Origin of the sequence: Vibrio sp. B183 (assembly GCF_000740665.1) — a bacterium.
Classification (GTDB): Bacteria; Pseudomonadota; Gammaproteobacteria; order Enterobacterales; family Vibrionaceae; genus Vibrio; species Vibrio coralliilyticus.
The window spans coordinates 26,031-52,155 of sequence record NZ_JPQB01000004.1; the positions used below are offsets into that span (position 1 = coordinate 26,031).

Annotated in this window: 24 protein-coding genes; 10 read left to right on the forward strand and 14 right to left on the reverse strand. The window is 47.3% G+C overall.

Annotated elements, in window-relative coordinates:
- Positions 1 to 7: 7 nt before the first annotated feature.
- The 3 genes from IX95_RS03125 to IX95_RS03135 form a co-directional block, all read right to left on the reverse strand.
- Positions 8 to 2,110 carry an ATP-binding protein gene (locus IX95_RS03125; protein ID WP_038156760.1) on the reverse strand — a complete coding sequence of 701 codons (2,103 nt, stop codon included), beginning with the start codon at positions 2,108 to 2,110 and terminating at the stop codon, positions 8 to 10.
- Positions 2,111 to 2,115: 5 nt separating this feature from the next.
- On the reverse strand, positions 2,116 to 2,616 hold the full coding sequence (locus tag IX95_RS03130; RefSeq protein WP_038156762.1) for a hypothetical protein: 501 nt from the start codon (positions 2,614 to 2,616) through the stop codon (positions 2,116 to 2,118).
- A 123-nt stretch (positions 2,617 to 2,739) separates the two neighbouring features.
- On the reverse strand, positions 2,740 to 3,192 hold the full coding sequence (locus tag IX95_RS03135) for an Lrp/AsnC family transcriptional regulator (protein WP_038156764.1): 453 nt from the start codon (positions 3,190 to 3,192) through the stop codon (positions 2,740 to 2,742).
- Between the two features lie 122 nt (positions 3,193 to 3,314).
- Between IX95_RS03135 and IX95_RS03140 the strand changes: the two genes are divergently transcribed.
- Complete coding sequence (locus IX95_RS03140; protein WP_038156765.1) at positions 3,315 to 3,980, forward strand: glutathione S-transferase family protein; 666 nt, start codon at positions 3,315 to 3,317, stop codon at positions 3,978 to 3,980.
- 38 nt (positions 3,981 to 4,018) lie between these two features.
- On the opposite strand, the gene IX95_RS03145 is transcribed toward IX95_RS03140, so the two are convergent.
- The 6 genes from IX95_RS03145 to puuE form a co-directional block, all read right to left on the reverse strand.
- Entirely contained in the window at positions 4,019 to 5,941 is a 1,923-nt protein-coding gene (locus tag IX95_RS03145; RefSeq protein ID WP_038156767.1) for a methyl-accepting chemotaxis protein, read from the reverse strand.
- 344 nt (positions 5,942 to 6,285) lie between these two features.
- On the reverse strand, positions 6,286 to 7,593 hold the full coding sequence (locus IX95_RS03150) for a urate hydroxylase PuuD (protein ID WP_038156770.1): 1,308 nt from the start codon (positions 7,591 to 7,593) through the stop codon (positions 6,286 to 6,288).
- A 64-nt stretch (positions 7,594 to 7,657) separates the two neighbouring features.
- A complete protein-coding gene (locus tag IX95_RS03155; RefSeq protein WP_006961853.1) occupies positions 7,658 to 8,221 on the reverse strand; it encodes an ureidoglycolate lyase in 564 nt (187 codons plus the stop codon).
- Between the two features lie 14 nt (positions 8,222 to 8,235).
- Positions 8,236 to 9,222, reverse strand: a complete 987-nt coding sequence (gene alc, locus IX95_RS03160; protein WP_021455252.1) for an allantoicase — start codon at positions 9,220 to 9,222, stop codon at positions 8,236 to 8,238.
- A gap of 96 nt (positions 9,223 to 9,318) precedes the next feature.
- The gene (gene uraD / locus IX95_RS03165) at positions 9,319 to 9,834 is read right to left on the reverse strand and encodes a 2-oxo-4-hydroxy-4-carboxy-5-ureidoimidazoline decarboxylase (RefSeq protein WP_038156772.1); all 516 of its coding nucleotides are present in this window, start codon (positions 9,832 to 9,834) and stop codon (positions 9,319 to 9,321) included.
- 1 nt (position 9,835) lies between these two features.
- The gene (gene puuE, locus IX95_RS03170) at positions 9,836 to 10,759 is read right to left on the reverse strand and encodes an allantoinase PuuE (protein ID WP_038156774.1); all 924 of its coding nucleotides are present in this window, start codon (positions 10,757 to 10,759) and stop codon (positions 9,836 to 9,838) included.
- Between the two features lie 351 nt (positions 10,760 to 11,110).
- Here puuE and uraH point away from each other — a divergent pair, with 351 nt between their 5' ends.
- The 6 genes from uraH (at position 11,111) to IX95_RS03200 (ending at position 18,337) form a co-directional block, all read left to right on the forward strand.
- Positions 11,111 to 11,464, forward strand: coding sequence for a hydroxyisourate hydrolase (gene uraH, locus IX95_RS03175; RefSeq protein WP_038156778.1), 354 nt, complete (start codon positions 11,111 to 11,113; stop codon positions 11,462 to 11,464).
- Positions 11,465 to 11,601: 137 nt separating this feature from the next.
- Positions 11,602 to 12,945, forward strand: coding sequence for an NCS2 family permease (locus tag IX95_RS03180; protein ID WP_019274943.1), 1,344 nt, complete (start codon positions 11,602 to 11,604; stop codon positions 12,943 to 12,945).
- A 163-nt stretch (positions 12,946 to 13,108) separates the two neighbouring features.
- Complete coding sequence (locus tag IX95_RS03185) at positions 13,109 to 14,512, forward strand: nucleobase:cation symporter-2 family protein (RefSeq protein ID WP_019274942.1); 1,404 nt, start codon at positions 13,109 to 13,111, stop codon at positions 14,510 to 14,512.
- A gap of 134 nt (positions 14,513 to 14,646) precedes the next feature.
- On the forward strand, positions 14,647 to 16,008 hold the full coding sequence (locus IX95_RS03190; RefSeq protein ID WP_038156781.1) for an 8-oxoguanine deaminase: 1,362 nt from the start codon (positions 14,647 to 14,649) through the stop codon (positions 16,006 to 16,008).
- 169 nt (positions 16,009 to 16,177) lie between these two features.
- Positions 16,178 to 17,029, forward strand: coding sequence for an alpha/beta fold hydrolase (locus tag IX95_RS03195; RefSeq protein ID WP_038156784.1), 852 nt, complete (start codon positions 16,178 to 16,180; stop codon positions 17,027 to 17,029).
- Positions 17,030 to 17,188: 159 nt separating this feature from the next.
- Complete coding sequence (locus IX95_RS03200) at positions 17,189 to 18,337, forward strand: winged helix-turn-helix domain-containing protein (protein ID WP_038156786.1); 1,149 nt, start codon at positions 17,189 to 17,191, stop codon at positions 18,335 to 18,337.
- A 78-nt stretch (positions 18,338 to 18,415) separates the two neighbouring features.
- Here IX95_RS03200 and IX95_RS03205 read toward each other — a convergent pair whose 3' ends face one another.
- Positions 18,416 to 18,916, reverse strand: a complete 501-nt coding sequence (locus IX95_RS03205; protein WP_038156788.1) for a GlcG/HbpS family heme-binding protein — start codon at positions 18,914 to 18,916, stop codon at positions 18,416 to 18,418.
- Positions 18,917 to 19,087: 171 nt separating this feature from the next.
- Here IX95_RS03205 and IX95_RS03210 point away from each other — a divergent pair, with 171 nt between their 5' ends.
- Both IX95_RS03210 and IX95_RS03215 read left to right on the forward strand, forming a co-directional pair.
- Positions 19,088 to 19,768 carry a response regulator gene (locus IX95_RS03210; protein ID WP_038156790.1) on the forward strand — a complete coding sequence of 227 codons (681 nt, stop codon included), beginning with the start codon at positions 19,088 to 19,090 and terminating at the stop codon, positions 19,766 to 19,768.
- Positions 19,746 to 21,149, forward strand: a complete 1,404-nt coding sequence (locus tag IX95_RS03215) for a sensor histidine kinase (protein ID WP_038156792.1) — start codon at positions 19,746 to 19,748, stop codon at positions 21,147 to 21,149. Before IX95_RS03210 ends, IX95_RS03215 begins: the two co-directional genes overlap by 23 nt.
- 41 nt (positions 21,150 to 21,190) lie before the next feature.
- On the opposite strand, the gene IX95_RS03220 is transcribed toward IX95_RS03215, so the two are convergent.
- Positions 21,191 to 22,303, reverse strand: coding sequence for a coniferyl aldehyde dehydrogenase (locus IX95_RS03220; RefSeq protein ID WP_235202570.1), 1,113 nt, complete (start codon positions 22,301 to 22,303; stop codon positions 21,191 to 21,193).
- 39 nt (positions 22,304 to 22,342) lie between these two features.
- Positions 22,343 to 22,639 (reverse strand): hypothetical protein, encoded by a 297-nt coding sequence (locus IX95_RS26765; protein WP_235202571.1) that lies wholly within the window; start codon positions 22,637 to 22,639, stop codon positions 22,343 to 22,345.
- A 262-nt stretch (positions 22,640 to 22,901) separates the two neighbouring features.
- Between IX95_RS26765 and IX95_RS03225 the strand changes: the two genes are divergently transcribed.
- Positions 22,902 to 23,789 (forward strand): LysR family transcriptional regulator, encoded by an 888-nt coding sequence (locus tag IX95_RS03225; RefSeq protein WP_038156794.1) that lies wholly within the window; start codon positions 22,902 to 22,904, stop codon positions 23,787 to 23,789.
- Between the two features lie 66 nt (positions 23,790 to 23,855).
- Here IX95_RS03225 and IX95_RS03230 read toward each other — a convergent pair whose 3' ends face one another.
- A complete protein-coding gene (locus IX95_RS03230; protein WP_038156796.1) occupies positions 23,856 to 25,223 on the reverse strand; it encodes an alkaline phosphatase family protein in 1,368 nt (455 codons plus the stop codon).
- 119 nt (positions 25,224 to 25,342) lie between these two features.
- The gene (locus IX95_RS03235) at positions 25,343 to 26,098 is read right to left on the reverse strand and encodes an MBL fold metallo-hydrolase (protein WP_006961876.1); all 756 of its coding nucleotides are present in this window, start codon (positions 26,096 to 26,098) and stop codon (positions 25,343 to 25,345) included.
- Positions 26,099 to 26,125: the final 27 nt, after the last annotated feature.

The following is a 26,125-nucleotide window of genomic DNA, read 5'->3' on the forward strand; positions in this document are numbered from 1 at the left end:
CACAAACTCATGCGTGTTTCTCTAACATCCCTTTCAACCACTCTAACTTAAATGGTTTAGGAAGCACGTTATCAAAGCCTTGCTCTAGGTAGTTCTGTACATCACTTTCAAACGTGTTAGCGGTCAGCGCGATGATAGCAGTATCTGGCGCAAGGTTGTCACGCTTTATCTGTTTGAGTGCTTCTAACCCATCCATAACTGGCATCTGGATATCCATAAAGATAATATCGAAATGCTCATGATTAAGTAAGTCGACACATTCCTGCCCGTTGTTCACTGTCGTGACCTCTGCCTCCAAGGTTGTCAGCATTTTCTGAGCGACGATTTGGTTCATACGAATGTCTTCAACCAACATGACGGAGAGCCCAGAAACGTCGTCCCCATCCACAGTACGCTCTTGTTTTGAATCCGTTTTAGCCATCGCTTGTAAACAATCGAGCAAACTAAACAAGTCGTACGGCTTACTCAATAATGTCATGTTTTCGCTCGGCGGAAATGTCGTATTGATATTCCCATACACAATGAGTGTTTGGTCATCACGGCAGTGCGCTTGCTTGAGCGTATTTTCCAAAACATCATCACTGCGCAGATAACATAATACCGAATCCCCATGAGCGTCATACAGCTCCAGCTTGCTAAGCTCTTTGGTAATCAATTCAGTCGCATAGCGGTTATCTGATACTACTCTCACTGATCCTGTCGCCAGCTTGTCACTGACTAAAAGGGCGGAATCGGTAATACTCACGGGGACTTCAATTGAGAATTCACTACCCTCACCCAGCGAGCTTTCTACACTGATAGCGCCACCCAACAAATTCACTAAAGACTGACATATCGACAAACCCAGCCCTGTGCCTCCATACTTTCGGGTAATCGAGTCATCTGCTTGAGTAAACTCCTGAAACACTTTATCCAATTGCTCCTGAGTCATACCAATCCCAGTATCCTTCACCACAATATGCAGCATCCCAGACTCTGAACTAAGAGATATGTGGATCTCGACGTGACCTGATTCCGTAAATTTGAGCGCGTTGTAACCTAAGTTATTGATTATCTGGACAAGCTTAGTTTTATCCGACTTTATCTTATAGTTTCGTTCCAAGGATACTGAAAAGAAGACATCTACCGCTTGCTGCTTATCGAAGTTAATAAACACGGTTTTAGAGACATCAATCAGCTCACTAATAAAGAACTCATCGCTCTCCAATTTTGACTTACCTTGCTCAATCTTGCTGAGGTCTAACACGTTGTTGATCAGCTTAAGCAAGTGCTCACCAGAGCTGTTGATCATCGAAAGGAAGTGTCTGGTTTGCTCATCAGACGATTGGTAATACTCTTTCTGGCTCAACCCAATAATTGCATTCAGAGGAGTACGCATTTCATGAGACATGTTGGCGAGAAATCGGGCTTTCGCAATGGAGCTTTGCTCAGCGTTGCGCTTCGCCTCTTCCATCACCTTGGTTCTTTCCTCTAGGTCTTTACTTAACCGAATCTGGTGCAGATACATCCATGAAATCACACCAATCATCAGCATGGAACACAACAAAATGATGCCTAAATAAACATACTGTTTGTTATAGAAAGATTCTTTGAAATCGAGAAACTCGATCTGTTGACGTTGTACTTCGGCGACAAAGTCAGCTAGGTAAATATTGAGTCTCGAATAAGTACCATCAATACGATTTATCACTGTATCGATATTTTCCAAATTGGTAAGACTAAGCTGGTCTATCGAGTCGAAAACAGCTCGAATATCCTCAACAACTTGCTGAAGTTCATCCACGTTACCAAATTTTTTATGAACACGATTGGTTCGTTCAGCGAGGAGATCCTGCAGGATACTCGACTTATAAATTCTGGATTTAAATTTGAGTTTTGACAGGCTTTTCTTATCTCTAAGGGCGGAAAAGGAAAGCACTTCAGATTTTACGAACAGCAGTTTTGTTTTAGCTGAAATGTTGTTGTTGATTATCGTAACGTAAGGCTCAGAGGATACATTTTTGATTTCTGTTACAGAGTAAAAAACATAGGCAATGACCAACAAAAGTAGAGAGCACAATGCCGAAATAATCACAACAAAGTAACGTCCCCTATCCCAAAACCGTTCCATACTGCTTACTCGATAACAATCTCTCGAACTTGCCACACGGACAGGCTATAAAACAGATCGTTTTGGATCTCGGGGTTATCAGTGAAGGGGAATACAACGAAGAACGGACCTTTACCATCAATGGTCATTTTGATGCCATCTTCATGCGTCGCAAGCAAAACACCGTATTTTTTGATGTCTGACATCGGAATGCTGACCACATATTCATCCCAGGCAATGACCTTGACCGTCGAACCTTGAGCACCCACATAATCCAACAAAGCACTCATTTTCGGTCCTTTGTATTCGACAACATCAGAAACCACATGGTTATTGGTCTTAATCGTTCCTTGCTCAAGTTGCTTTATCATCGCGGAATCGAACTCAACACCATCGGCAGTGTTAGATTCGGTAATCTCTCCCGATACCCAAAGAACTGGGTCACCTTCCGGAACTGGCAGAGCGTAAACCACATTGGCTAACATCAAACCAACTGCCAAAGTGCTAAACCAAGTTGTTCTGCGCATAAAGACCCCTCGAATATCCCGATTCAATTATTCACACTATTTATCAGTGTTCAGAATCAGTATAGACAAGGATTCATTAAATGCCTTTTCAAGCCTTTGAAGTCAAAACAAAAGCTGCACATTTCACACAGGAAGTTCAAGACCAACTTTACCCGGTTGAATCACAACTTTAGTCGAAAACTTTTTGATGTTTTGGTTGGACATAAACAGGTGCCTCGACAGTGCGTCATAGGCTTTCATATCCTGAGTGACCACAATGACGACAAAATCCACGTCGCCCGCCACGTAATAAAACTGCTGAACCTGCGGTTCGGCTTCAAGCGCATGAATAAACTCATCCAGCGCGGTTTCTCCGCCACGCTCCAGAGTGATATCTACCAATGTGGTGATGAATCCCGGCAGTTGACTAGCATCCAGCAGCGCCACTTCTTGCTTGATCACCCCCCGTTGTTTGAGTTTTTTGATCCGCCGCTGACAGGCCGATGGTGATAAACCAATCTCAGCACCTAATACTTCGCTACTGATTCGACTGTTGTTCTGAAGAGCTCGAAGAATGTGATGATCAAAAGCATCCATGCCATTATTCCGCGTATAATTGAGTTATACGCCTTTTTATAGGCGTTTACATGTCAATATTCAAGCGAACTAACAGCGGAGCAACCTTATAATAGGGCCATCATCATCAGAAAGGACGCAACATGAAACGCATTCTCTACAGTGGTAATCGCAATGCCTCTAGCTGGGCATTCAGGGCTTGGTTGGCGTTAAAAGAACAGGGGATTCCTTTTGAAGAGCGGATTATGGACATTCGCCGCCCGCAACGTTGGGAAAACCTGCAGCATATCGGCACCTTTTCTCCACCGGCAGCAGTGCCCGTGCTGGATGACGATGGCCTGATCATTTTTGACTCACTGGCAATCGCAGAATACGCCAGTGAACTCGGTGAAGGTAGTTTGTGGCCAGAGGACATTGGCGCACGGGCGAAGGCCAGATCGTTTGCCGCCTGGCAGCATTCCACTTTTGGCCGTGTCTGCTCAGCATTATCGTTTGAAAGTGCATTTTATCCCGACAAAAAAGCACTGAGCCAAGATGAGACAGCGCAAATTGAAGCCATCTATCAGCTCTGGAACGACACCATTTACGAGTACGAAGGGCATTACTTGGTGGGAGAGTTTTCCATCGCCGACATTATGCTGTTGCCTTCGGTGGTGCGTTTCTCTTCTCACCTTGAGGCCGATGAACGATGGCCTTATACCCAAAGTTGGTTCAGTGAACTTCTCAATCGCCCATACGTAAGAGAATGGCTAGATGAGGCTTCCCAGCAGGAGCCTATCTATCTGCCTGGCTATCGCAACGATCCCTAGCCTACAATAAAAAAGCGGCCTTATGGCCGCCTTACGAGTTAGAACTTGAACTTCGCCACCAGCTGGCTGAGAGAATTCACATTCTCTTTCAGATCGGCACAATGATGGGAGGTTTGATTCACCATCTCAGTGTTGCTGCGTGCCACATCAGCAATACTCGAAACATGCGGAGCAATTTCATTGATAACCTGAGACTGCTCATTGGTCGCAGTGGCGGTCTGGCTACTCAGTTGGTGAATCTCATCAACAAACTGATTGATAGACTCTAAGTGCTTCTCTGAAGCCTGAGCGGCGGTTAAACACGCTTTACCGGTACTGTGACTCTGGCCAACTTCTTTCACCACCGTATCGCTGAGGCCCTGAAGATTTTCGATAATGGTACGAATTTCACTGGCTGAATCCTGCGTGCGTGACGCTAATGTGCGCACTTCGTCCGCTACCACAGCAAACCCTCTCCCCTGATCTCCCGCACGAGCTGCTTCTATCGCCGCATTGAGTGCAAGCAAATTGGTTTGCTCCGACACGCCGCTGATCACATCCAGTACCGTATCAATGGCGTTGATATCATTAGAGAGCTTTTCAATACTCTGACTACTCTGATCCAACTGTCGACTCATCGCTTCGGTATGAGAAAATGTGTCACTGACCGATGACAAACCATGTTTCACTTCTACTGTCGCTTGCTGCACATTGTCTGACGTATTGTTGGCATTGCTGGCGATCTCTTCCGAGCTAGCGCTCATTTCATGGATCGCTGTCGCGACTTGGTCAATGTTCTGCTCCTGCCCTTGGATCTGATGTTTCATCTCACTGGCTTGAGAATCAATATGATCAATGGTTGCCACCAAATCAACGCGCGAGCGATCGATCTCTTGTAAGACATTGCCCATATAAGCAACAAACTGGTTGTAACCACGGGCAATGCTGCCGACTTCGTCATTGCGGCTTTCGTCCAGCCTTTGCGTCAGGTCACCACCACCGCCGCCGATTTCCAGCAGCAAGTCTGCTGTGGTCGACAGAGGTTTAAGCAAAGCATTCGTCATATAAGCACTGATGACAATAAAGAGTAAGGCCACCACCACACCGATGTAAGTCATGGTCTGAATGAACTGATTCAGCTCCGCCAGCACTTCACTTTGAGGCTGAAGAGAAACCAGTGTCCAACCGAGCTCTGGCAAAGCAATAAACCCGACAATCATGGCGCTACCGTTCACTTCAGCTTCAATAATGTGTGAGTCTGTGTCACTGAGTTTACCCAGCTCCGTTGCCAATTCTCGCAGCTGCAAATTGTTGAGTGATTTACCCACCAGATTGGCATCGGCGTGAATCTTCACTACTCCTTGATTGTCGACCAGCATCAGTTGACCTTGCTCACCCAGTGAGTAGTTGGCGACGGTTTTCCCCATGTTTTGTAGCGACAGGCCAATCCCGGTAACACCAATACGCTTGCCCTGATGTATCACCACATGGTTAACAAACACAGTTGCTACACCAGTAGAGTCATCGACATCAATCGATAGCTCGACCTTCTTGCCACTGGCGAGAAAACCATAAAACCATTGGTCATCATTAGACTGCGCCGACATGTCTTTCAATTTGCCGGTCGGAATGTAGTAGCCACTATCAACGGTGTTGACGTAGAACGCCGTCAGTGCACCGAACTGTTGCTTAATGCGGCTAAGGATATCGACGATTTCTTCACTGCCCTCACCTGTAAATTCGGTCAGTTGGGAAAGCTCTGACATCACATCTGCGATAACCAGCGGTTTCTCCAACTCAAGCTTAATTTTGTTGCTCACCTCTCCCAGCGAAGCCGGAAGCTGCTGTGAATAGGTTTGGTCGAGAATGATCTTACGACCTTGGCTCACGGTGGTACTGATCAGTACGATGATGACCAGAACCACTGCCAATACTGTCGCCAGTATGGTTTTGTGTCTGATGCTGATGGCTAATTTCGTCACATCTAAATCCTTTTATAATTGACCAATGTAGGGCCCATCTAATGAGCCCGTGAAAAGAGAAAGAAGGTAGAAATGTCGCTCTCAGCCTTTCATTCACGACTAATGCGTTACCTATCAATAGTAAACGTAGCACAGCCGAAATTTCTGCATGCGTTGATTGAAGATAAACATCACAACTTCAACAACCTTGCATTTCTTGCTTCTTAACACCTATAAAAAACCCCGGAACACGTTCCGGGGAAAGGGAAATACACTGTCTGGAGACAGCTGGGAATGAGGAGTCTATGTCAGCCTGAACATAGGATGACAGGAAGTCAGGCTGACACTCAGTCCCGCAAGGACAGTTATTGGATAACTGCACCTTGTTCCACCCAAACTCCGATAAGGGATCGTTCCTCATCAGTCATCTGAGTAAGGTTGCCCAGCGGCATCACTTTAGTCGCAACGGACTGAGAAATGATGCGTGGAACGTTCGTTAAGATCTCTTCAGGGGTATCCAGTACAACTCCTCCAGGCGCAACCGCAAATGCTGCGTGCGTTGGCGTGGCAGAGTGACATACAGAGCAACGCTCCTGAATGACCTTGTTCACTTCGGCAAAGCTGACACCACCTGTTGCAGGTGCTGCTTGCTCCTGAGGAGCCTGCTCAGCGGTTGATGCCGATGCGGTTTGATTTGCTTCTGTTGTTGCAGCTTCAGCAACAGGCGCAGCCTGCTGTTGTACAACCGGTGCTTTCGCCACTGGCGCTGCAGGTCGGTTCGCATAAGGAGAAGTCACAAATGCCAACGTGATCATACCCAAAGCCGCCACAGGGATCGTCCAGGCAAATTTCTGGCTACCATGACGTGTGTTGAAATAGTGTCGTACTAGGATACTGAAGATCGCCAAACCCGCTAGAATCGCCCAGTTGTATTCCGAACCGTAAGTGCTCGGGAAGTGGTTACTGATCATGATGAACAGTACAGGCAATGTTAGGTAGTTGTTGTGGCGAGAACGCAGTAAACCTTTTGCTGGCAGTGCCGGATCCGGTTCGCGGTTTTCTTCAATCGCACTCACCAGATTGCGCTGTGCTGGCATGATAACGCGGAAAACGTTACCCACCATGATAGTACCTATGATGGCACCAACGTGGATGTAAGCACCACGACCACTGAAGACCTGAGCCAGTCCGTAGGTCGCACCAACAAGCAGTACAAACAGAACCAGTCCCAGCAACATTGGGGTTTTGCCTAAAGGCGAATCACACAAGAGATCGTAAATGAACCAGCCCGCGACTAACGCACCCACACCAATCGCAATAGCAGTGGTAGGTGACAGGCCAGAGCCCGGTGCAATCAGATAGATTTCTGCGTTGAGGTAATAAACAACCGCCAGTAGCAACACACCGGTAATCCAGGTGAAGTATGCTTCCCATTTAAACCAGTGCAGGTGCTCTGGCATTTCTGGTGGCGCAAGTTTGTACTTTTCAAGGTGGTAGATACCACCGCCATGAATTGCCCACAAGTCGCCTGACAGGCCAGTTTTCGGGTTAACGCGGTTTAGGTTGTTCTCCAACCAAACAAAGTAAAACGATGCGCCAATCCAGGCGATCCCGACTATCATGTGAACCCAGCGAATCGCCAGATTCAACCACTCCGTGATATGTGGATCCATAATAAACTCCTATTTACTGCCAGCGCTTTCCATCACAGGAACCCTGCGATGGGCAGTGCCAGCATTACAACGCTTGTTCCATGCGTTGCTCTTCATCCGTGCTGCTGTTGCCTGGAATATCTTCCAGATGCAGAGAGACCAAATCGGTGTCAAAGAACACTTCATCACAGTTATGCCCTTCACCACCTCGATCGACGATCAAAAACTGATCACGCTCGGTCAGCGCCAGCACCGGATGATGCCAAACGCCTTTGTGGTAGTTGACACCTTGTCGGCCATTGCTGATGAAAGCACGGCTTTGCGACAACTGCGGGTCATCTCCTTTTGGCGCAACAACAATTAAATATGGTCGCCCAAGCAACGGAACGAAGGCCTGCGAGCCAAGCGGATGACGTTCCAGCATTTTTATCGTTAACGGGTAACTCAGCGGCGTGGCCTGAAAGATACTGATGATGGCTTCACCACCTTGATCTTGTACATCCGTGCTCGCTAGCTTGTGGTAACGACGGGTCGAGCCGTTATTGATCATAAAGTAGTCGCTGTTTTCGACTTCAATAACGTCTCCAAATTCTGCAAACGCCTCTTTGGTGAGTGGCTCTATTTTTAATCGGCGAATTCCATTGCTCATTGTGCTTCCCTCGCTTATTCCGCTTTAGTTCCAAATAAACGCAGACGGCTAATACCACCATCCGGGAAGATATTCAGACGAACGTGCGTCACAGCACCCAGTTCATTCACTTCAGAGACAAACTCATGAATGTCGTGTGCCTTGAGCTTCTGCGCTGGCAAAAGTTCACGCCAGAACAGGCTTTGTGTCGCCACTTGGTCATCCGTGCCACCTTTAACGTAGGCCGCTTGAATAGAGCAGCTATCTGGGAAGTTGCCTTTAAAGTGCGCAGTATCCACCACAACACGGTCAATGTTGCCAGCATGGCCCAGCGCAACGATCACCCAGTCATTCCCTGGAGTACGTCGACGTGCGGTTTCCCAGCCATCACCCATATTTTCGCCTCGGCCAGGGCCAAGAATGTTTGATTTATTACCATAGTGCTCGTCACTACATGCCAACGCACGACCACCATTTTCAACAGCGGCTAAGTCCACTTTCTGCTGAGCATCAATGCGGTCCCAATCCACGCTTGGTCGGCCGTAAACACGAAGACGTGCAACACCGCCATCTGGATAGATGTTAAGACGTAAGTGAGTGAATACTTCGTCGCTTTCAATTTGCTCAAGGTGATGATGATCGCCTTGCAAGCTCATTGACGGCAGAATTTCTTGCCACTCAGTGGCATCCGTTGGGTCGCCATCTGGTGAGTAACACGCATCAATAGATGCCGATGGTGGGAAGTTGCCCGTAAAGAAAGAGGTATCGATATCAACGCCTGCAATTGTGCCAGCTAGGCCTAGACGAATCACACAATAGTCGTAGCCTTCACCACGTTTACGGCGGCTTTCCCAGCCATCCATCCATTTACCATTATCGTCATAAACACCTTCCTTCCACTCCGGCGCTTCACGGCGCAAAAGGCGGCTTTTATCAGCAAAGAAATCGTCGGTCGCGTAAATAGCTTGAGCGCCCAGTTTGTCATCAGCGAGGTTTATGTATTGTTCAAAATCTAAGGACATTTCCTTCATCCTTCCAATTAATCAAAAATAGGTTAAGTGAGTCAGTTATCTGCTCTCTAGAGAGCGTTATTACGGGATAGTCGCCAGCTCTGTGACTTACATATCTCGCAGGCGAAACAGCGCAATCTTGTTGATTTCCTGAATCGCAGTAGCAAACTCAGTTTCACTATCATTTCCTAATCGCATCTCGAACGACTCAAGAATTTGGTAACGATTGGCCCCTTTCACAGCCATAATGAAGGGAAAATTGAAGCGACTTTTGTAGCTGTTGTTATAAGTGGTAAATTTCTCGAACTCGTCCGCAGAGCATTGGTCAATGCCCGCCCCCGCTTGTTCAGCAGTCGAGGCTGCGGTCAGTTCCCCATTAACGGCAGCACGTCCGGCTAAATCCGGGTGAGCGTTAATCAGATCCAGTTGTTGATCTTTCTCTGCACCCAGCAAGGTTTTAGCCATACGCAGGTGCAAGTTTTCAATTTTGTTGTCTTCGGTATTAAGCCCTTGATCGAATACCGATTCGGCCACCCATGGGCTGTGCTCATACACATCACCAAAATGCGAGACAAATTCCGCGCGAGCCATCTCTGATGGTTTACAAGTACGAAATTCAGTCATATTACTTCTCCTTTTTTGGTGTGTATGGGTGGTGCTCATGCCAGTGGTGAGCAATATCAATGCGGCGACATAGCCACACATCATCATGTTGTTTTACGTAATCGAGAAAACGCTTGAGTGAAGCAAGACGACCGGGTCGACCAATCAAGCGGCAATGCAATCCGACCGACATCATTTTCGGGGCGGATTCGCCTTCTTCATAAAGAGTGTCAAACGTGTCTTTCAGATACTGGAAGAATTGCTCACCAGAGTTGAACCCCTGAGCGGTAGCAAAACGCATGTCATTAACATCCAAAGTGTATGGAATCACCAACTGCGGACGACCCGCTTCGGTGTGCCAATACGGCAAATCGTCATCATAGGCATCGGAGTCGTATAAGAATCCGCCTTCTTCCGCCACCAAACGGCGGGTATTTGGCCCAGTGCGACCGGTATACCAACCAAGTGGTCGGCTGCCTGTGACCTCTTTGATGATTTCAATCGCTTTTGCCATGTGGTCACGCTCTTGTGACTCATCCATGTACTGATAATCAATCCAACGATAACCGTGGCTACAAATTTCATGGCCAGCTTGCACCATGGCTTCTGCCACGTCAGGGTGTCGCTCAATCGCCATAGCCACCGCAAAAACGGTGAGTGGAATTTCGTATTCGTCAAACAGGCGTAAGACACGCCACACACCAGCACGACTACCGTATTCATAGATAGACTCCATGCTGATATGGCGCTCACCCTTAATAGGTTGAGCGGCTGGGATTTCAGATAGAAAGGCTTCGGACTCGTCATCTCCATGCAGAAGGCAACGCTCACCACCTTCTTCATAATTCAATACAAATGACACTGCGATACGAGCACCGCCCGGCCATTTGGGATGCGGAGGATTCGCCCCATAGCCAACCAGATCTCGTGAATAATCCTTATCCATTCAGGCTCTCCTTAAAAAGCTTGGCGCGATTGTAACGCCACATCAACTTCATACATTCATTGTATACAATAAAATATCTTAATGTAAAGATTTTGTTGCTAAAGTTACTTTTTATCAACATAAGCATATTAATCAATTAGTTACAAATAAATGCACTTCAATACAGACGAAATTACACTTCACATAATTCATTTTTCAATTTATCCATTAGTAACATTTTTATAACAACGAGCTTTACTATATGAATATTTTGTGTACATATATAGGTATCCAACAAAGTTTAAAAACAACTTTGTATACAATTTAAAATAACCTCAAAGCTAAGGAGAGCGCGACGCGCGAACAGGAATTATGGGAAAACTAACCACACACGTATTGGATACAATGCATGGCCTGCCAGGTGCAGACATCGAAGTTGAACTGTTCCGAGTGGAAGGTGACAACCTAACCAAGATTAAAACCGTCACGACTAACTTTGATGGCCGCACTGACGCGCCTGTTTTAGAAGGCGAAGCTTTTGAACTTGGAAAGTATCAGCTTGTTTTTCACGTTGCCGATTATTTTCGCAACAAAGACGTCGACCTGGGCGACATTGCCTTTCTCGATGACGTCGTGATCCGTTTTGGATTGAGTGAGAAAGATGCGCACTATCACGTGCCGCTACTGGTTTCACCGTATAGCTTCTCGACTTATCGGGGCAGCTAACGCAATAACGATAAGCGTCACCTAACAGCGTCATATAACTATTCAATCGGGATAATTGAAGTTCGTCTGAGACAGAGACGTCCGGGCGAAGTGCGGTCTTCAATTGAAGAAACACCAAAATAAAAGGACTTGCTGACATGAATGAAAGCAAAGCAGAAGTGCTTAATACCGAAGGTCAACCTAGTGGCTTTTTGGAGCGCTTTTTCAAACTGAAAGCACATGGAACCAGTGTCAAAAATGAAATGATTGGGGGCATCACCACCTTTGCCACAATGGCGTACATCATTTTCGTAAACCCTCAGATCATGGCCGCTTCTGGAATGGATTCAGGCGCCGTCTTTGTCGCAACCTGTATCGGTGCAGCCATCGGCTGTCTGTTAATGGGGCTGTTTGCTAACTGGCCTGTCGGTCTGGCACCGGGTATGGGCCTCAACGCGTTTTTCTCATTCACCGTTGTCAGCGAAATGGGTTACAGCTGGGAAGTGGCACTAGGTGCGGTGTTCCTCTCTGGTATCCTGTTTGTCGGGATGAGCTTCTATAAGATTCGTCAGTGGATCATCGAAAGTATTCCTGAAAGCTTGCGCTTCTCTATGACAGCCGGTGTCGGACTATTTCTTGGTCTGATTGGTCTTAAAACCGCAGGCATTGTCGTCGAAAACCCAGCAACTTTGGTCTCACTAGGCGATTTCACCAAGCCAGATGCCATGCTCGCTGCCATCGCATTCCTTATCATCGCTGTGCTCAGCGAACGTAAAATCTTCGGTGCTGTTCTTATCGGTATTCTGAGTGTGACTCTGATTGGCATGATGCTAGGGCTGGTGCATTACAACGGCTTCTTCTCTGCACCGCCAAGTATTGCTCCAACCTTTATGGCAATGGACATTTCTGGCGCATTTAATATCTCAATGGTGAGCGTGATTCTAGCCTTCTTGTTCGTCAATATGTTCGATACTGCAGGTACCCTGATGGGTGTGGCAGAGCGAGCACACTTGATCAACAAGGAAACAGGTAAGATTGAAGGCCTAAGCAAAGCGTTGAAAGCCGACAGTATCTCTAGTGTGGCAGGTGCGTGTGTAGGTTGTCCTCCGGTGACTAGCTATGTTGAAAGTGCCGCTGGTGTGGCTGCGGGCGCTCGTACAGGTCTGTCTGCCATTGTGGTTGCTGTTCTTTTCCTCGCGGCAATATTCTTATCGCCTCTGGCGGGGATGATTCCATCGTACGCGACCGCTGGCGCACTGATTTATGTAGCCTTTGTGATGATGAGCAGTATGCAGCACGTCGACTGGAAAGACTTCACTAATGGTGCTCCTGCTGCGATTACAGCACTGATGATGCCACTGACCTTCTCGATTGCTAACGGTATCGCGTTAGGTTTCATCACTTACACTGTGCTCAAAGTTGCCACGGGTAAAACCAAAGACGTCTCTATCTCGATGTACATCCTGACGGTCATCTTCGTTGCCAAGCTGATTTACATCTAATTCATCTCCACCACCTCGCCTGAGCTTCTGCTCAGGCGAGACTGTTACACGTAAAATCCATCGACCCTACGCAGTTTGTAGAAGTCTGTCACCTGTTTAGTGGGAGCATTCCCCACTCAACGAGAGATAACCAATTACGCCAATTCTCTCTGAGGTAAAACAAATGAAACTTCTGTACACGCTTGACCAAAAACCGCCTCATGGCATCACTTTACTCCTTGCACTCCAGCATATGCTAGCGTCTATCGGCGGCATTGTTGCCGTTCCTCTCATCGTCGGCGCCTCTATTGGGCTTCCCAACGAAGAAATTGTTTCTCTGATTAATGCCGCCCTACTCGCCTCAGGTATTGTCACCATAGCGCAGTGTCTCGGCTTAGGTCCGATTGGTATTCGCTTACCTGTGGTAATGGGCTCCAGTTTTGCGTTTCTTGGCGTCGCCATTGCGATAGGCCGCGAAGGTGGTGTGGCTAGCATCATGGGGTCGGCGTTAATCGGCTCACTGGTGGTGATTCTCGCCAGCTTCTATATGGACAAGGTACGCAAGCTCTTCCCGACCGTGGTCAGCGGCGTGGTCGTCACCTTGATTGGTTTGACCATATTGCCAGTCGCAATGAACTGGGTTGGCGATGCGCCTGCCGCCAGTGAAAACTTCGCGACACTACCCAAGCTTTTCCTCGCCATAGTGTCACTGGGCATTGTGGTCGCGGTATCAGTTTACTGTAAAGGTGCCGTTGCAGCATCCGCCATCGTTATTGGTCTGGCTGGCGGTTATATCGTTGCCCTTTCCATGGGCATGGTCAATCTGGACGACGTCTCGACCGCCGCTTGGGTCGGTGGCCCAGAACCGCTTAAATACGGTTTAAGCTTTCACGCCAGCGCCATTGTCAGTATGAGTTTGGTTTACATTGTCGTGATCGCAGAAGCCACAGGCGACTTCATGGCGCTCGCCAATAACTGTAACAAGCAAGTATCAGGTAAAGATTTACAACGTGGCTTGCTGGGCGATGGCCTCGGCAGCACGCTTGCCGCAATTCTTACCGCGATGCCACTGGCTTCATTCAGTCAAAACGTTGGTATTGTCGGCATTACCGGCGTTGCCAGTCGATTTGTCGTTGCTGCAACTGGTGGCTTGCTCATCCTAGGCGGACTCTTCCCGAAACTGGCTGCGATTGCCGTCACCATTCCAAAGCCGGTATTAGGCGGCGTCGGTTTTGTGATGTTCGGTATGATTGCTTATGCTGGAATTCGTATGCTGATCACAGCCGCGGACACCAAACGTAACGCTCTGGTGATTTGTGTTGGCCTTGCTTCAGGTTTGGCGGTCACGTTTGAGCCGCGTCTGCTACAGCACTTACCACATGATATTGCTAACTTCCTTCACTCAGGTATCACAACGGGCACCATCGCAACCGTTCTTCTGCATCAACTGTTACCTAAATCGAGCCGCAGAGAAGAGCGCGATGCACTCAAAGAGAGCCGCGATCAAGTGCAAGAAGAGCTGGCACAGTCTAAGAAAGAAGAGCAGACACCAGACGCACAAAGCCCGTTGAAAGCTCAGCAAGAATAACGACTGTTTCGGTTGCTCCTCTCTAGAAGCAACCGAAACACACTTAGCGTCAGACCAGTCTGGCAATAACTCAACCTAAAATCGATCAAGACCCTCTCCCCTGAAATGGCTGAGATGGCTAAGGATTACTATGAATGGAAACCATCTGGATTAAGAATCCACTGGCAATTTACACTGCAAATCATCAAGACGCGCAAGGCGGCTTGGTGGTGCAGGGAAACAAGATTGTCGAACTTATCGCAAAAAACGAGACGCCGTCTCATCAGATAGATTACGTCGTCGACGCCTCACATCATGTGGTGACCCCCGGTTTAATCAATGCCCACCATCACTTCTACCAGACTCTGACTCGCGCCTATCCTGATGCCTTGAACAAAGAATTGTTCCACTGGCTGCAAAGCCTGTACCCAGTGTGGGCGAATCTAGACGAAGAGATGATGAGTGTCGCGACTGAATTGGCACTGGTGGAACTGATGCTATCTGGCTGCACCACGGCATCCGATCATCACTACCTACTGCCAAACGGACTCGAACATGCGATTGATCTTCAGGTTGAAGCGGCGCAAAAACTCGGCGTACGAGCCATCTTTACCCGCGGTTCAATGAGCCTCGGCGAAGATGAAGGTGGCCTTCCGCCTCGTCACACCATTCAGACAGAACAAGCGATTGTCGATGACAGCCAACGCTTGATTCGTCAATACCACCAGCACCACGATGGCGCCATGACGCAAATCGCCCTCGCGCCGTGTTCGCCCTTCTCTGTAACCACAGATCTGATGAAGGAAACCGCCTACATTGCCGCGCAGGAAAACGTCATGATGCACACACATTTGTGTGAAACACTCGACGAAGAAGATTTCTGTCTGCAGAAATTCGGCCTCAGACCTGTCGATTATCTCGAAGATGTTGGTTGGCTGAATGATAGAACCTGGCTGGCACACGGCATTCATTTCAATCAAGAAGAGATTCGCCGTCTTGGCAAAGCAGGTGTTGGAATCAGCCATTGTCCGACATCGAACATGATGTTGGCATCGGGGATCTGCAAAAACAACGATTTGGAGGCCGCTGGCGTCAAAGTCGGTTTAGGTGTCGACGGTTCGGCATCCAACGACGGCTCTAACTTGATTGCCGAAGTTCGTATGGCGATGTACTTGCAACGATTGCAATACGGTTCAGCCAATGTCACCCATTTCGACGCCCTTCGTTGGGCAACACAAGGCTCTGCTCGTGCCATGGGTCGTAGCGATATCGGCGAGCTGACCGTCGGAAAACAAGCCGATCTTGCCATGTTCAAGCTCGATGACATCCGTTTTTCTGGCAGTCACGATCCGTTAGCCGCTCTGATCTTATGTGGCGCACAGCAAGCAGACCGAGTTATGGTCGCCGGCCACTGGCGCGTGCTAAATAGTGAAGTGATTGGTGTCGACTTGCATCAGCTACTCGATCGGCATAAACACGCCGCCGCGCGTTTGGCGAAAAAAGCACTCGGTGAATAAACCTAATTCAGCCCTAGCATCACACTAGGGCTTTTTATAAGATAGACTCAATTCCATTATCAAAAAATCCCCTAATGAAACTGATCCGTTGACGCTTTTTCCTCTTTCTATTTAAACAACCACTTTGTTAAATCTGAAGGGGTCGCTTGCGACCTGAAAAAGGAACAATATGTACAACAAGACGACAAGTTTCATTCAAACGGATGGGTTCAGACTAAAAGTCATTGAGCAAGGCCAAGGACCAACACTTCTGATTATCGGCAGTGCAGATTATTACTACCGCATTATGCCTGCCGATATCTATCAACATTTTTGCTGCGTATTCATTGATCACAGAGGTTTTGCGCACTGCGAAAGGCCTGTGAATTTAAATGACGTGTCATTGGAACAGATATCGCAGGATGTTGAACTAGCCTGCAGACAACTCCACGTAGAGCGTTGTTGGGTGATGGGACATTCTGGCCATGCCTATATGGCTCTCGACTTCGCCTACCGATTTCCAACTCACGTAAAAGGGTGTGCTTTAATCGGCGCGGCGCCAAGCTTATCAGAGGAAATGCGAACTCTGCAGATGGCTAATTGGGAAAAACATGCCTGTCAGGATCGCAAAACGGCCTTTGAGAAAAGCATTGCGTTATTGGAAGGCGATATTCAGCTTGAGCCACATCGAAAGTTTTCCCATCTCTGTCGGAGATTAGGTCCAATGCGCTGGTTTAATCCAGACTTCGATGAGCTCCCATTGTGGCGAGATATTCCAATGCATACCGCATTGCTCGATAAACTATGGGGCAATGAGTTCGCTTATTTGGACATCAGCGCCTACACGCAAGCTATTATGCTACCGACGCTGGTGCTAGGAGGTCTTGAAGATTTCAGCATCGCGCCACTTTCAGCTTGGTCAGACGTTCACCCTCCTTTCTGCAACGCAGACTTAATCAGTCTACCAGAGTGTGGTCACACTCCGATGTTGGAACAGCCAGACGCATTCATTACCGCCTTAAGGGACTTTATCACTCACTAAAACTTGGCCTCGGGATACTTCCGAGGCTTATCTTTTGTTGATAACTCGATCTTCCCCACCGAATGCTTCGAGCGCTTTCATTACACTGGTGTATCAAATTTACACTGCAAATCAGACTCTCACCCACCCGAGTAGGTAGATACAGGATTCACTCTCAGTATGGAAACACTCTCAATTGCACTGGCTCAGAAGCTTGCTCTACTGTCACAAGGTTTGCCACAAAGCCCGAAATCAGGCGGCGCGTTACAAAACACGCTTTCAACATTTGAGCGTATCGGTTATGTGCAAATCGACACTATCTCGGTCGTCCAGCGCGCCCACCATCATACCTTGTGGAGCCGCAATTCGAAGTATCAACCCAATCACCTCGATAAGTTGGTAAAAAATCGTTCTGTGTTTGAATACTGGTCTCATGCTGCAGCTTATTTACCCATGCGAGATTATCGCTTCACGCTGCCACGTAAAGAGGCCATAAAATCCGGAGACCAGAATCATTGGTATCGCCGCGACAACCAGTTGATGAATGACATCATCAGTCGAATTGAGCACGAAGGGCCATTAATGGCAAAAGACTTTGAGTCTGCAGGCGTCAAAAAACAGGGCTGGGGAACCAAACCCACTAAGCAGGCGCTGGAGAATCTCTACATGCAAGGTGATTTAATGATCACTGAGAGGCGCAACTTTCATAAGGTTTATGACCTGACAGAACGAGTCCTACCGCAAGGAATAGATACCTCAATGCCAAGCGACGAAGAATATGGGCGCTATTTGGTGATGAATTACCTCAGAGCGCATGGTTTTGGTCATCTGTCGGAAATCAATTACCTGCTCAAAAACACTAAGCAACTGGTCAGCAATACGATGGAGCAATTGTGCCAACAAGGTGAGATTTTCCCTTTTAAGGTCGACGGCCATACCTATTACACGTTCCACGGCGCGTTGGATTTGCTCGGTAAGCGCCTCAATCGCCAGAAGGCCAAAATACTCTCTCCGTTCGATAATTTACTGATCCAGAGAAAACGTGCTCAGAAGATTTTCAACTTCGATTACCTGCTTGAGTGCTATGTGCCAGCGGATAAACGCCAGTTTGGTTACTTCTGCCTACCTGTCATGTGGGATGGAAAGTTAGTCGCTCGTGTTGATTGCAAAGTAGACAAGCCAACCTCGACACTTCAGGCGCTAAGCTTACATATCGAACCCACACTGAGAAAGCGAGATGACTTTCACTCAGCCCTCGAACAAGAGCTCTCGGAGTTTGCCCAGTTCAATCAGTGTGAGCAGTTTAAAATCCAACAGATTCATGCTTAACCTTCAGATACAAACAAACCCCGGCCAGTGTCTCTGGTCGGGGAATTGAGTTCACTCAAAGGCAGTGGTTAACTCAAATTAGAACACTTTTTTGATCGCGGCATCGGCGCATTCCACATCTAGGTGACCACCCGGTGCTCCACCTACACCAACGGCACCGATTAGGTTGCCATCAAGCTGAACAGGTACACCACCCGCTAAGAACAGCAAGTTGTCATCCATATTTTGCAAAGGCTGCATAATTGGCTTGTCAGCAATCAGCTTCATCAGGTTGCCTGACGGCTGTTTCATGCTGGTCACAGTAAAGGCTTTCTTACGTGAACTGTCTAAGGTGTGAATGCCTGCGCCGTCTGAACGAAGTTGAGCCAGTACATTGCCCGATAGGTCAACCACTGTCGCGGATACTTTGTAGCCTTTCGCTTCACATTGATTAACGGCTTCTTTTGCCAGACTGAAAGCGGACTGAGACGAAATTTGCGTCACTGATACGGTGTAGCCTTTATCTGCGGCTGATGCATTAAAAGACATTGAAAGGAAGCCAAGAGACGCTGCTAGTACGCTAAGTTTGATAGTTTTCATGTTCACTCCTGTAAGGTAGACCTTGTTTGATTCGACAGGTACATCCTAACTAAGGCTCTATTACTGAAGACTTTCCCAATCATTACAAAGCTGTAATGTTGGTTAAATTCATGAAAGGTTGTTGGTAGAGTATGAAGGACTGTTTAGGGAGAGTGAGGAAATGGACAGCTGATGAAAATACTTTTGATTGAAGATGACACCCACATAGCACGCTTTCTTATCAATGGCTTTCAGCAGGAAGGCTGTACAATAACGCACGCCACCAATGGCGTTGACGGATTGCATGAAGCCATCAGCGAATCTTACGATGTGATTGTGCTCGACATCATGCTGCCACAAAAAGACGGCTTTGAAGTTTTGGCTCAACTGAGAGGAGAAGGCCATGCAACACCAGTTCTCATCCTGAGCGCAAAACACTCTGTAGATGAAAGAGTCAAAGGGCTGCAATCTGGTGCGGATGATTATCTGGTCAAGCCGTTCGCTTTTCCGGAACTGCTAGCTCGCTGTCAGTCACTGGCCCGCCGAGGTCAGCAGAACCCTGCGCAAAGTTATCAATTGAGCTACAGTGAGCTATCGCTGGATCTGCTCAAACACTCACTTGAAAGAAATGGCACCTCAATTCAACTCAATCAACGAGAATTCATGTTGATCAAACTAATGTTGGAAAACCCTGAAACCGTCATTTCAAAAACCGCTATTCTTGAGCAAGTCTGGGGCCATCAGTTTGATCCGCAGACCAATGTGGTGGATGTACTGGTGTGTCGTTTACGCAGCAAAGTGGATAAAGGCTTTGATACCCCATTAATTCATACACTCAGAGGGGTTGGCTATGTCCTCAAGTCACAACATTGAGCAGGCACTGGCTAAGGCACGCAACACACTACTGATGCGGTTTATGGCGATCTTATTGCTGTGCCTGATACTGGTTGAAATAGTGGTTGGAGTGATGTTCTTCTTCGATTTATACCGCACCGAAAAGAAAATCCTCAACTCAATGGCCACAGAATACCAGCGCATTCTTACCTACGATTCAGCCGATCAACTGATTCACGTCATGACTGCCAATCCGCATCGCCTGATTGAAAACAATATCGCGGCCTTTTCTATTTCGAAAGAGCCTGCGGCCAGCCCCAACTTTGTCGCTGGTGATAACAACTTGCCAGCCGACATCCAACTCAATGATTACGTCACAGATGATAAATCTTGGTTTACGGCTTTCATTATTAACCCATATATGTCACTGAAGATTGAAGGAGAAACGCTGGATTTTTGGTTAGTCCTCGACAACCAACCGCGTTACGCCATCGCCTACAAACAATGGCTGATGACTTTGTACGCCTTAATAGTGTTGGTTGCTATCACTACTTTGTTCACTCACCGCATTATTCGCAGCGCGATGTCACCACTGGTTACGCTCGGAGATTCTCTAGATAAACTCAGCCAAGGCAAGTTAGAGATGACGGACAAACCAGCTGCCACACCGCAAGGGCTGAGCATCATCAGTACCAGTGTGCATGACGCTATCGCCCGACTGCACCATGTCACCACTACACTCAATACGACCGTGGATGCCATTGCTCATGATATCCGTACCCCCTTATCACGGATTACGCTCTCTTCACAATCTGCACTATTAGACAGCAAAGACACCCAGCAGATGGAGCACGCTTTATCTGATTGCGCTGAATATGCAATGCAAGCCAGCAATATGCTTACCGCTCTAATGAAGCTCAACGATGAGGTCACCGGCAAACGTCAGCAACAAAGCACCTCAACCAATATCTCTAAGGTGCTGAAAACCGTCGTGAGCTGGTATGAAGACGTAGCAGATGACAAGCAGATTCAATTGCAGGCAATAGCTGACGACAATCTCATCATTCAATCAGACCCAGAAAAACTCACACAGGCGCTGGTGAACTTGGTCGATAATGCAATTAAATACACCGGAACAGGCGGAATAGTTGTTCTAAAAGCCGATAAAACCAGTGATCATCACGTTCAGATTCTTGTCTCAGATACAGGTATTGGTATCGACAAACAGTATCAGGATTTGATTTTCGAACGGCTCTACCGCGTTGATGCGAGTCGCAGCAATATTGAAGGCTACGGGCTAGGCCTATCCCTTGCCGCAGCTATGGTCGATAACTTAGGTGGCAACATTCAACTGGTGTCTGAACCGAATCAAGGCAGTACGTTTACGATTACGTTGAGCGCGAACTCAAACAGTAATTGATAAAAAGGGGACAAACGTCCCCTTTTTAAATACCACACAGTTCATCGGCTATAGCGCCATAAGCGGAATTTCACCAACAAATTAAACATCTTATTGTCCCACGGGGCAGCAATCATACTCGCAAGATCGATTTTCCCTTTCTTCACCACGCCTTTTGCTTTGCTGAAATTCAGAAAACCCTCTTTACCGTGGTAGTGGCCCATTCCTGAAGCACCCACGCCGCCAAAAGGAATATCATCTGCCATCACATGAATCATAGAATCGTTGATGCAAGCGCCGCCAGAATGAGTCGTATCAAGGAGCTGATTTGCCCGGCGCTGATCATCATCGAAGTAGTAAAGCGCTAGTGGTCTCTCGCCCGCTTGAACGTACTCCGTAACTTCCGACATATCCGAATAGGTGATAACCGGAAGAATCGGACCAAATATCTCTTCCTGCAGCACCAGCATGTCGTTAGTTGGATTAAGCACAAGCGTCATTGGCATTTTTCGAGTGCCCGAAAAGTCTTCATTTGCAGGGTTTATCTCTATTAAAGTGGCGCCTTTGTCCTCTGCATCTTGTAGATACTGCTGAAGTCGGTGTAGTTGGCGTTCATTAATGATCGCAGTGTAGTCCTGATTGTTTTTCATGCTTGGATAACGGCTGGCGAACACGTCACTGAATGTCTCGCAAAACTCTTCCACTTGAGAGTGATGACAGAACACATAGTCAGGAGACACACACACCTGACCGGCATTAATTGCCTTACCAAATGCGAGACGTTTGGCCGCTTCTTTGGCAGAGTAGCTATCGTGAATAATAGCGGGTGACTTCCCTCCAAGCTCAAGTGTTACAGGCGTAAGGTTCTCTGCCGCAGACTTCATCACCAATTTACCCACGCTGGTTGCTCCCGTGAACACCAGATGGTCAAAAGGTAATTTGGTGAACGCGCTGCTGACCTCAACATCGCCTTCCACGACTGCCACTTCATTCTCATCAAAAATTGAACCCAACATCTCTTTCATTACCGTAGATGTCTTCGGAGCAAATTCTGAGGTTTTGATCATGGCTCGATTACCTGCCGCCAGAGCACCGATAAGAGGTGATAAGCCAAGAAAAATCGGGAAGTTCCAAGGGACAACGATGCCAATCACACCGAGTGGTTGATATCTCACCTCAACCCGAGACGGCTTGAGGGAAAGAGGCACATGGCGCTATTGCGCTTTCATCCATTTGCGTAAATGCTTTTTGTTGTAAGCAATACCTTCCAATGCAGCAAGAATCTCCACCATCATGGTTTCCGCCGAGCTGCGGTTACTGAAGTCGGCGCTGACAGCCTCAATAAGCTGATCTTTGTAGTCCAACACCGCGTAGTTCAGCTTCTTCAGCTTAGCGATACGTTCATCTGCATTTGGCATTGGGTTTTCTGCAAATGCTTGTTTCTGAACATCAAGCACCTGACTTAGGTTGTCAAACGAAGAGTGTGTGTGGTCTATCATTACGGCTGTCATAACTCTGTCCTCCAATCTGATTTACACAAATTATACGAAGAGAACGGCAATAAAATAATTGAATATTTTTCTTATCCATTACAAAAATTTGGAATAACCAAGTTTATACTGGAGCTATGCGCAAAGTTTGTCGGTGTTAGAAAGATCCTTCATTAGCCAAACTGTACCAGTGGCATACAATCAATAGCCATGAAACCTGATATCGACCCACATTGACTGATTTCCTAATGTGCTATGTGGCCGACAATTAAAGAGAACAACTATGCTTGATGTTTCGGATATAAAGCTACTACAGAAAGTGACAGAATTGGGCAGTATCAACAAGGCTGCTGACGAGCTTTATATGTCGCAGCCAACTTTGAGCAAGCGTATTTCACGACTGGAACAGACTCTGAATGTAAAATTGTTTTTCCGTCATAGCTCAGGAATGCAGCCGACTGATGTGACTAACTACCTGATAAAGAATGGACAGTTGGTTCAGGCCAAATTGGATTCAATGTGCCGACACGTCGAACGACTTGCCTCTCTAGAAGGCGGTAAGCTGAATATCGGTGTTGGGCCTATCATTGAGCAACTTTACTTTCCCAAGGTTCTATTGGACTTTGTCGAGCAAACCAGTCAGGTCAAGACGTTACTCAAAACCGCGAATGCGAGTGAACTGCTTACTATGACAATGGATGGTCACCTCGATATTGCCGTAGGGCCATTTAACATTGATGACTTACCCAATGAGCTTATTTCAGCTCCTGTGCAAGGTGCGCCCATTGTGTTTGTCGCTCGTCCAGAGCATCCGTTGTTTAGCGACAAGAACCCCAATTGGGATAAGCTTAAACAGTACCCAGTGATTGCTCCTGATGCTGGCAACACACTTAAAAGCTATCACTCAAGTCAGTTCAACAGCGATTTCGTCCAGATAACCTGCGATAACTACACCACATCGAAATCTCTGGTGAAAACATCAGACTTTCTCACCGCGGGTCCCAGATTGCTCTTTTCCCGCGAGATTCAAGAACAACAGTTAGCTGAGATTCCTCTAGAATCAAATATTTACTGGCAGTCATCGTGGATAGCACGGCGAGAAGCGGTCTACACCCCAACGGTCAACAAATTCATTAAGATTCTGGAAGCTAACGCGCTCGCTGGAGGCTAAGTTCAGCCATACCATAAATACTGGCCTGAGCGTAAATGCTTCAGGCCAAATCGTCACACTGCAAAGTTAACGCATTGCCTCAAAGCTAAGTGGGTCCGCGTTACCATCACAATCAAACTTAGCGACATGCTCGTCCCCCTCTAACGTCATCGGCACACCACTTTTCGCATTCCATTCAAAACCGCACTGCTTGCTCTCAATCAGGCTGTAAATGTAGCTGCTACTAATAGACAACGGGTCGCCGTCATTGCTGCAATCAAACTTAGCTATATGCTCATTACTGCCCATTGGGCTTGGCGTGCCTTTGGCGGCATGCCACTGCAATCCGCAGGAAGAGCCATAAATATTGGCATAGATGTAACCGTCTTCTATCTGCACAGGATCCGCTGAGCCATTACAATCAAATTTTGCCACATGCTCGTAACTGGCTAGCGCTATCGGTGAGCCCTTGTCTGCATCCCACTCCAAACCACAACGCTTACTTTCAATCGTCGCGTAAACTTTTTGTGCCTCTATATCACCAACAAGAGAAAAACCATCAAGGCGTAATCGCTTTTGCTTGATACCGAGAAACTCTAAAATCGTTGGTACAATAAAGGTTTGAGCTGGCAGGTTATACAGGCCGTCAAAGTCTTGGTTCACCACGGAAACATAAGACTGATAGCGGCTGTGCAGAGGTTGGTTGGAAGCAATAAAAATGGTTTTTTCACTCGTAGTCTGGTTGCCATGACCACTACCTGTTCTGGCATTGCGGCCATGATCAGTGGTGACCAGAACCAGCCAGTCTTCGTTTTTCTCAGTTTGGCGTTTCTCAACCGCATCCAACAGCTTACCCAGTCTAGCATCGCTGTCTGTAATTGATTTGTCGTACTCATCACCCCAGCCATGGCTATGACCTGCACCATCAGGCTCATCCAAGTGAACAAAGATGAAGTCAGGGCTTTGAGAGCCTAGGACTTCCAGCGTTCGATTCACACTGTAATCGTCACCGCCCCCTTCAGAATGGGCTGCTAACAAAGCCATATCTGCTGGGAAATAGAGTGTATTGATGGTTCCCCAGGTCGAAAATGAGTACATCTGAGCTTGGTCATTGGCATTGTGAACCTGACGAAAGATACTCGGCCAGTCAGCATCGGCGGGGCCGACACTATTACTCGAAATGCCGTGTTTGTTGACCCAAACACCAGTAAGAATCGTTGTCCAACCCGGGCCACTACTGGTCTTCTGTTCACTAAATCGCCCTTTAACACCTCCAGCATAAGCTTTCGTGATCTGGAGACGATCAAAAGCAGGGGTCGGCAATTTAGCGATATGTTCAAACTGCATGCCATCAATGCCAACCAGCAATACCTTCTTATTGCTGGCCTGCGCAGTGGTGGCAAAGATGAAGATTAGCGGTAGCAGCCAACGTAACGTTATTAGTCCTTTTGTCATGATTGTTGTTCCTGTGGAGTTAAACACGCGGACGATTTAACACAGCATTCATGACATCAATGTTATCTGGTGATGAATTTTAATACGCAATAAAGTCAATAAGATGGAGGCAATTCCATCTACATATGTGGCCTCATCGCAGTAAGGTTATATTCTAACGCGGAGCTGATCAGTTTCGGGGTCGGCAGCTTTGGATTTCTCGCGCTAGGCTGATGAACAGAGCCCTGATCGTGCAATTCATCACCAAGCGTCGTCTTATAAACCAACTCATCTGGGCTGCTTGGTTCGTTATGACACAGGTACACTTCGGTCGAGTCTTTGAGTTCATATATCTTAGATAATGACTCAAATGTCGGGTCGCTATCTTTAGCCGAATCCCCTTCTCCAGAATGAAGATGTGAATCACCCACGAATAATGCATCACCAATTTTAAAGGTAAGATCAGATGGTGGATGACCGGGAGTTTCTAATACTTCAATATGAGAATGACCAAAATCCAGTTGTTCATTTTCCAGCAGGAAATGCTCAAAATGATAAAGATCGGTAAGTGACAAATCATCCTTGCAGCTAGCGTATACCTCTTTGACATGATCAGAAATGTAGATTGGCGCTTGTAGTACTTTGCTGAGGTAGAACGAACCCGACAAATGATCAGCATGAATATGTGTTTCAAGAATCGCGGTGACATGAAGTTGATTTTGTTCAACGTGGTCAATGATTTGCTGCGCGGATTCAAAACTGATCTTACAGTTTTCCTCATCATAATCAGCAACAGGATCAATCACTATCGCCTCATTGGTGTCCGAATCTGCCACTACATAACTCAAGCTACCGGATTCAGGATGAAAAAAGTGCTGAATGTTCTGGGTTGTCATTATGCCCTCCCGCAAAGACCGCTTTTC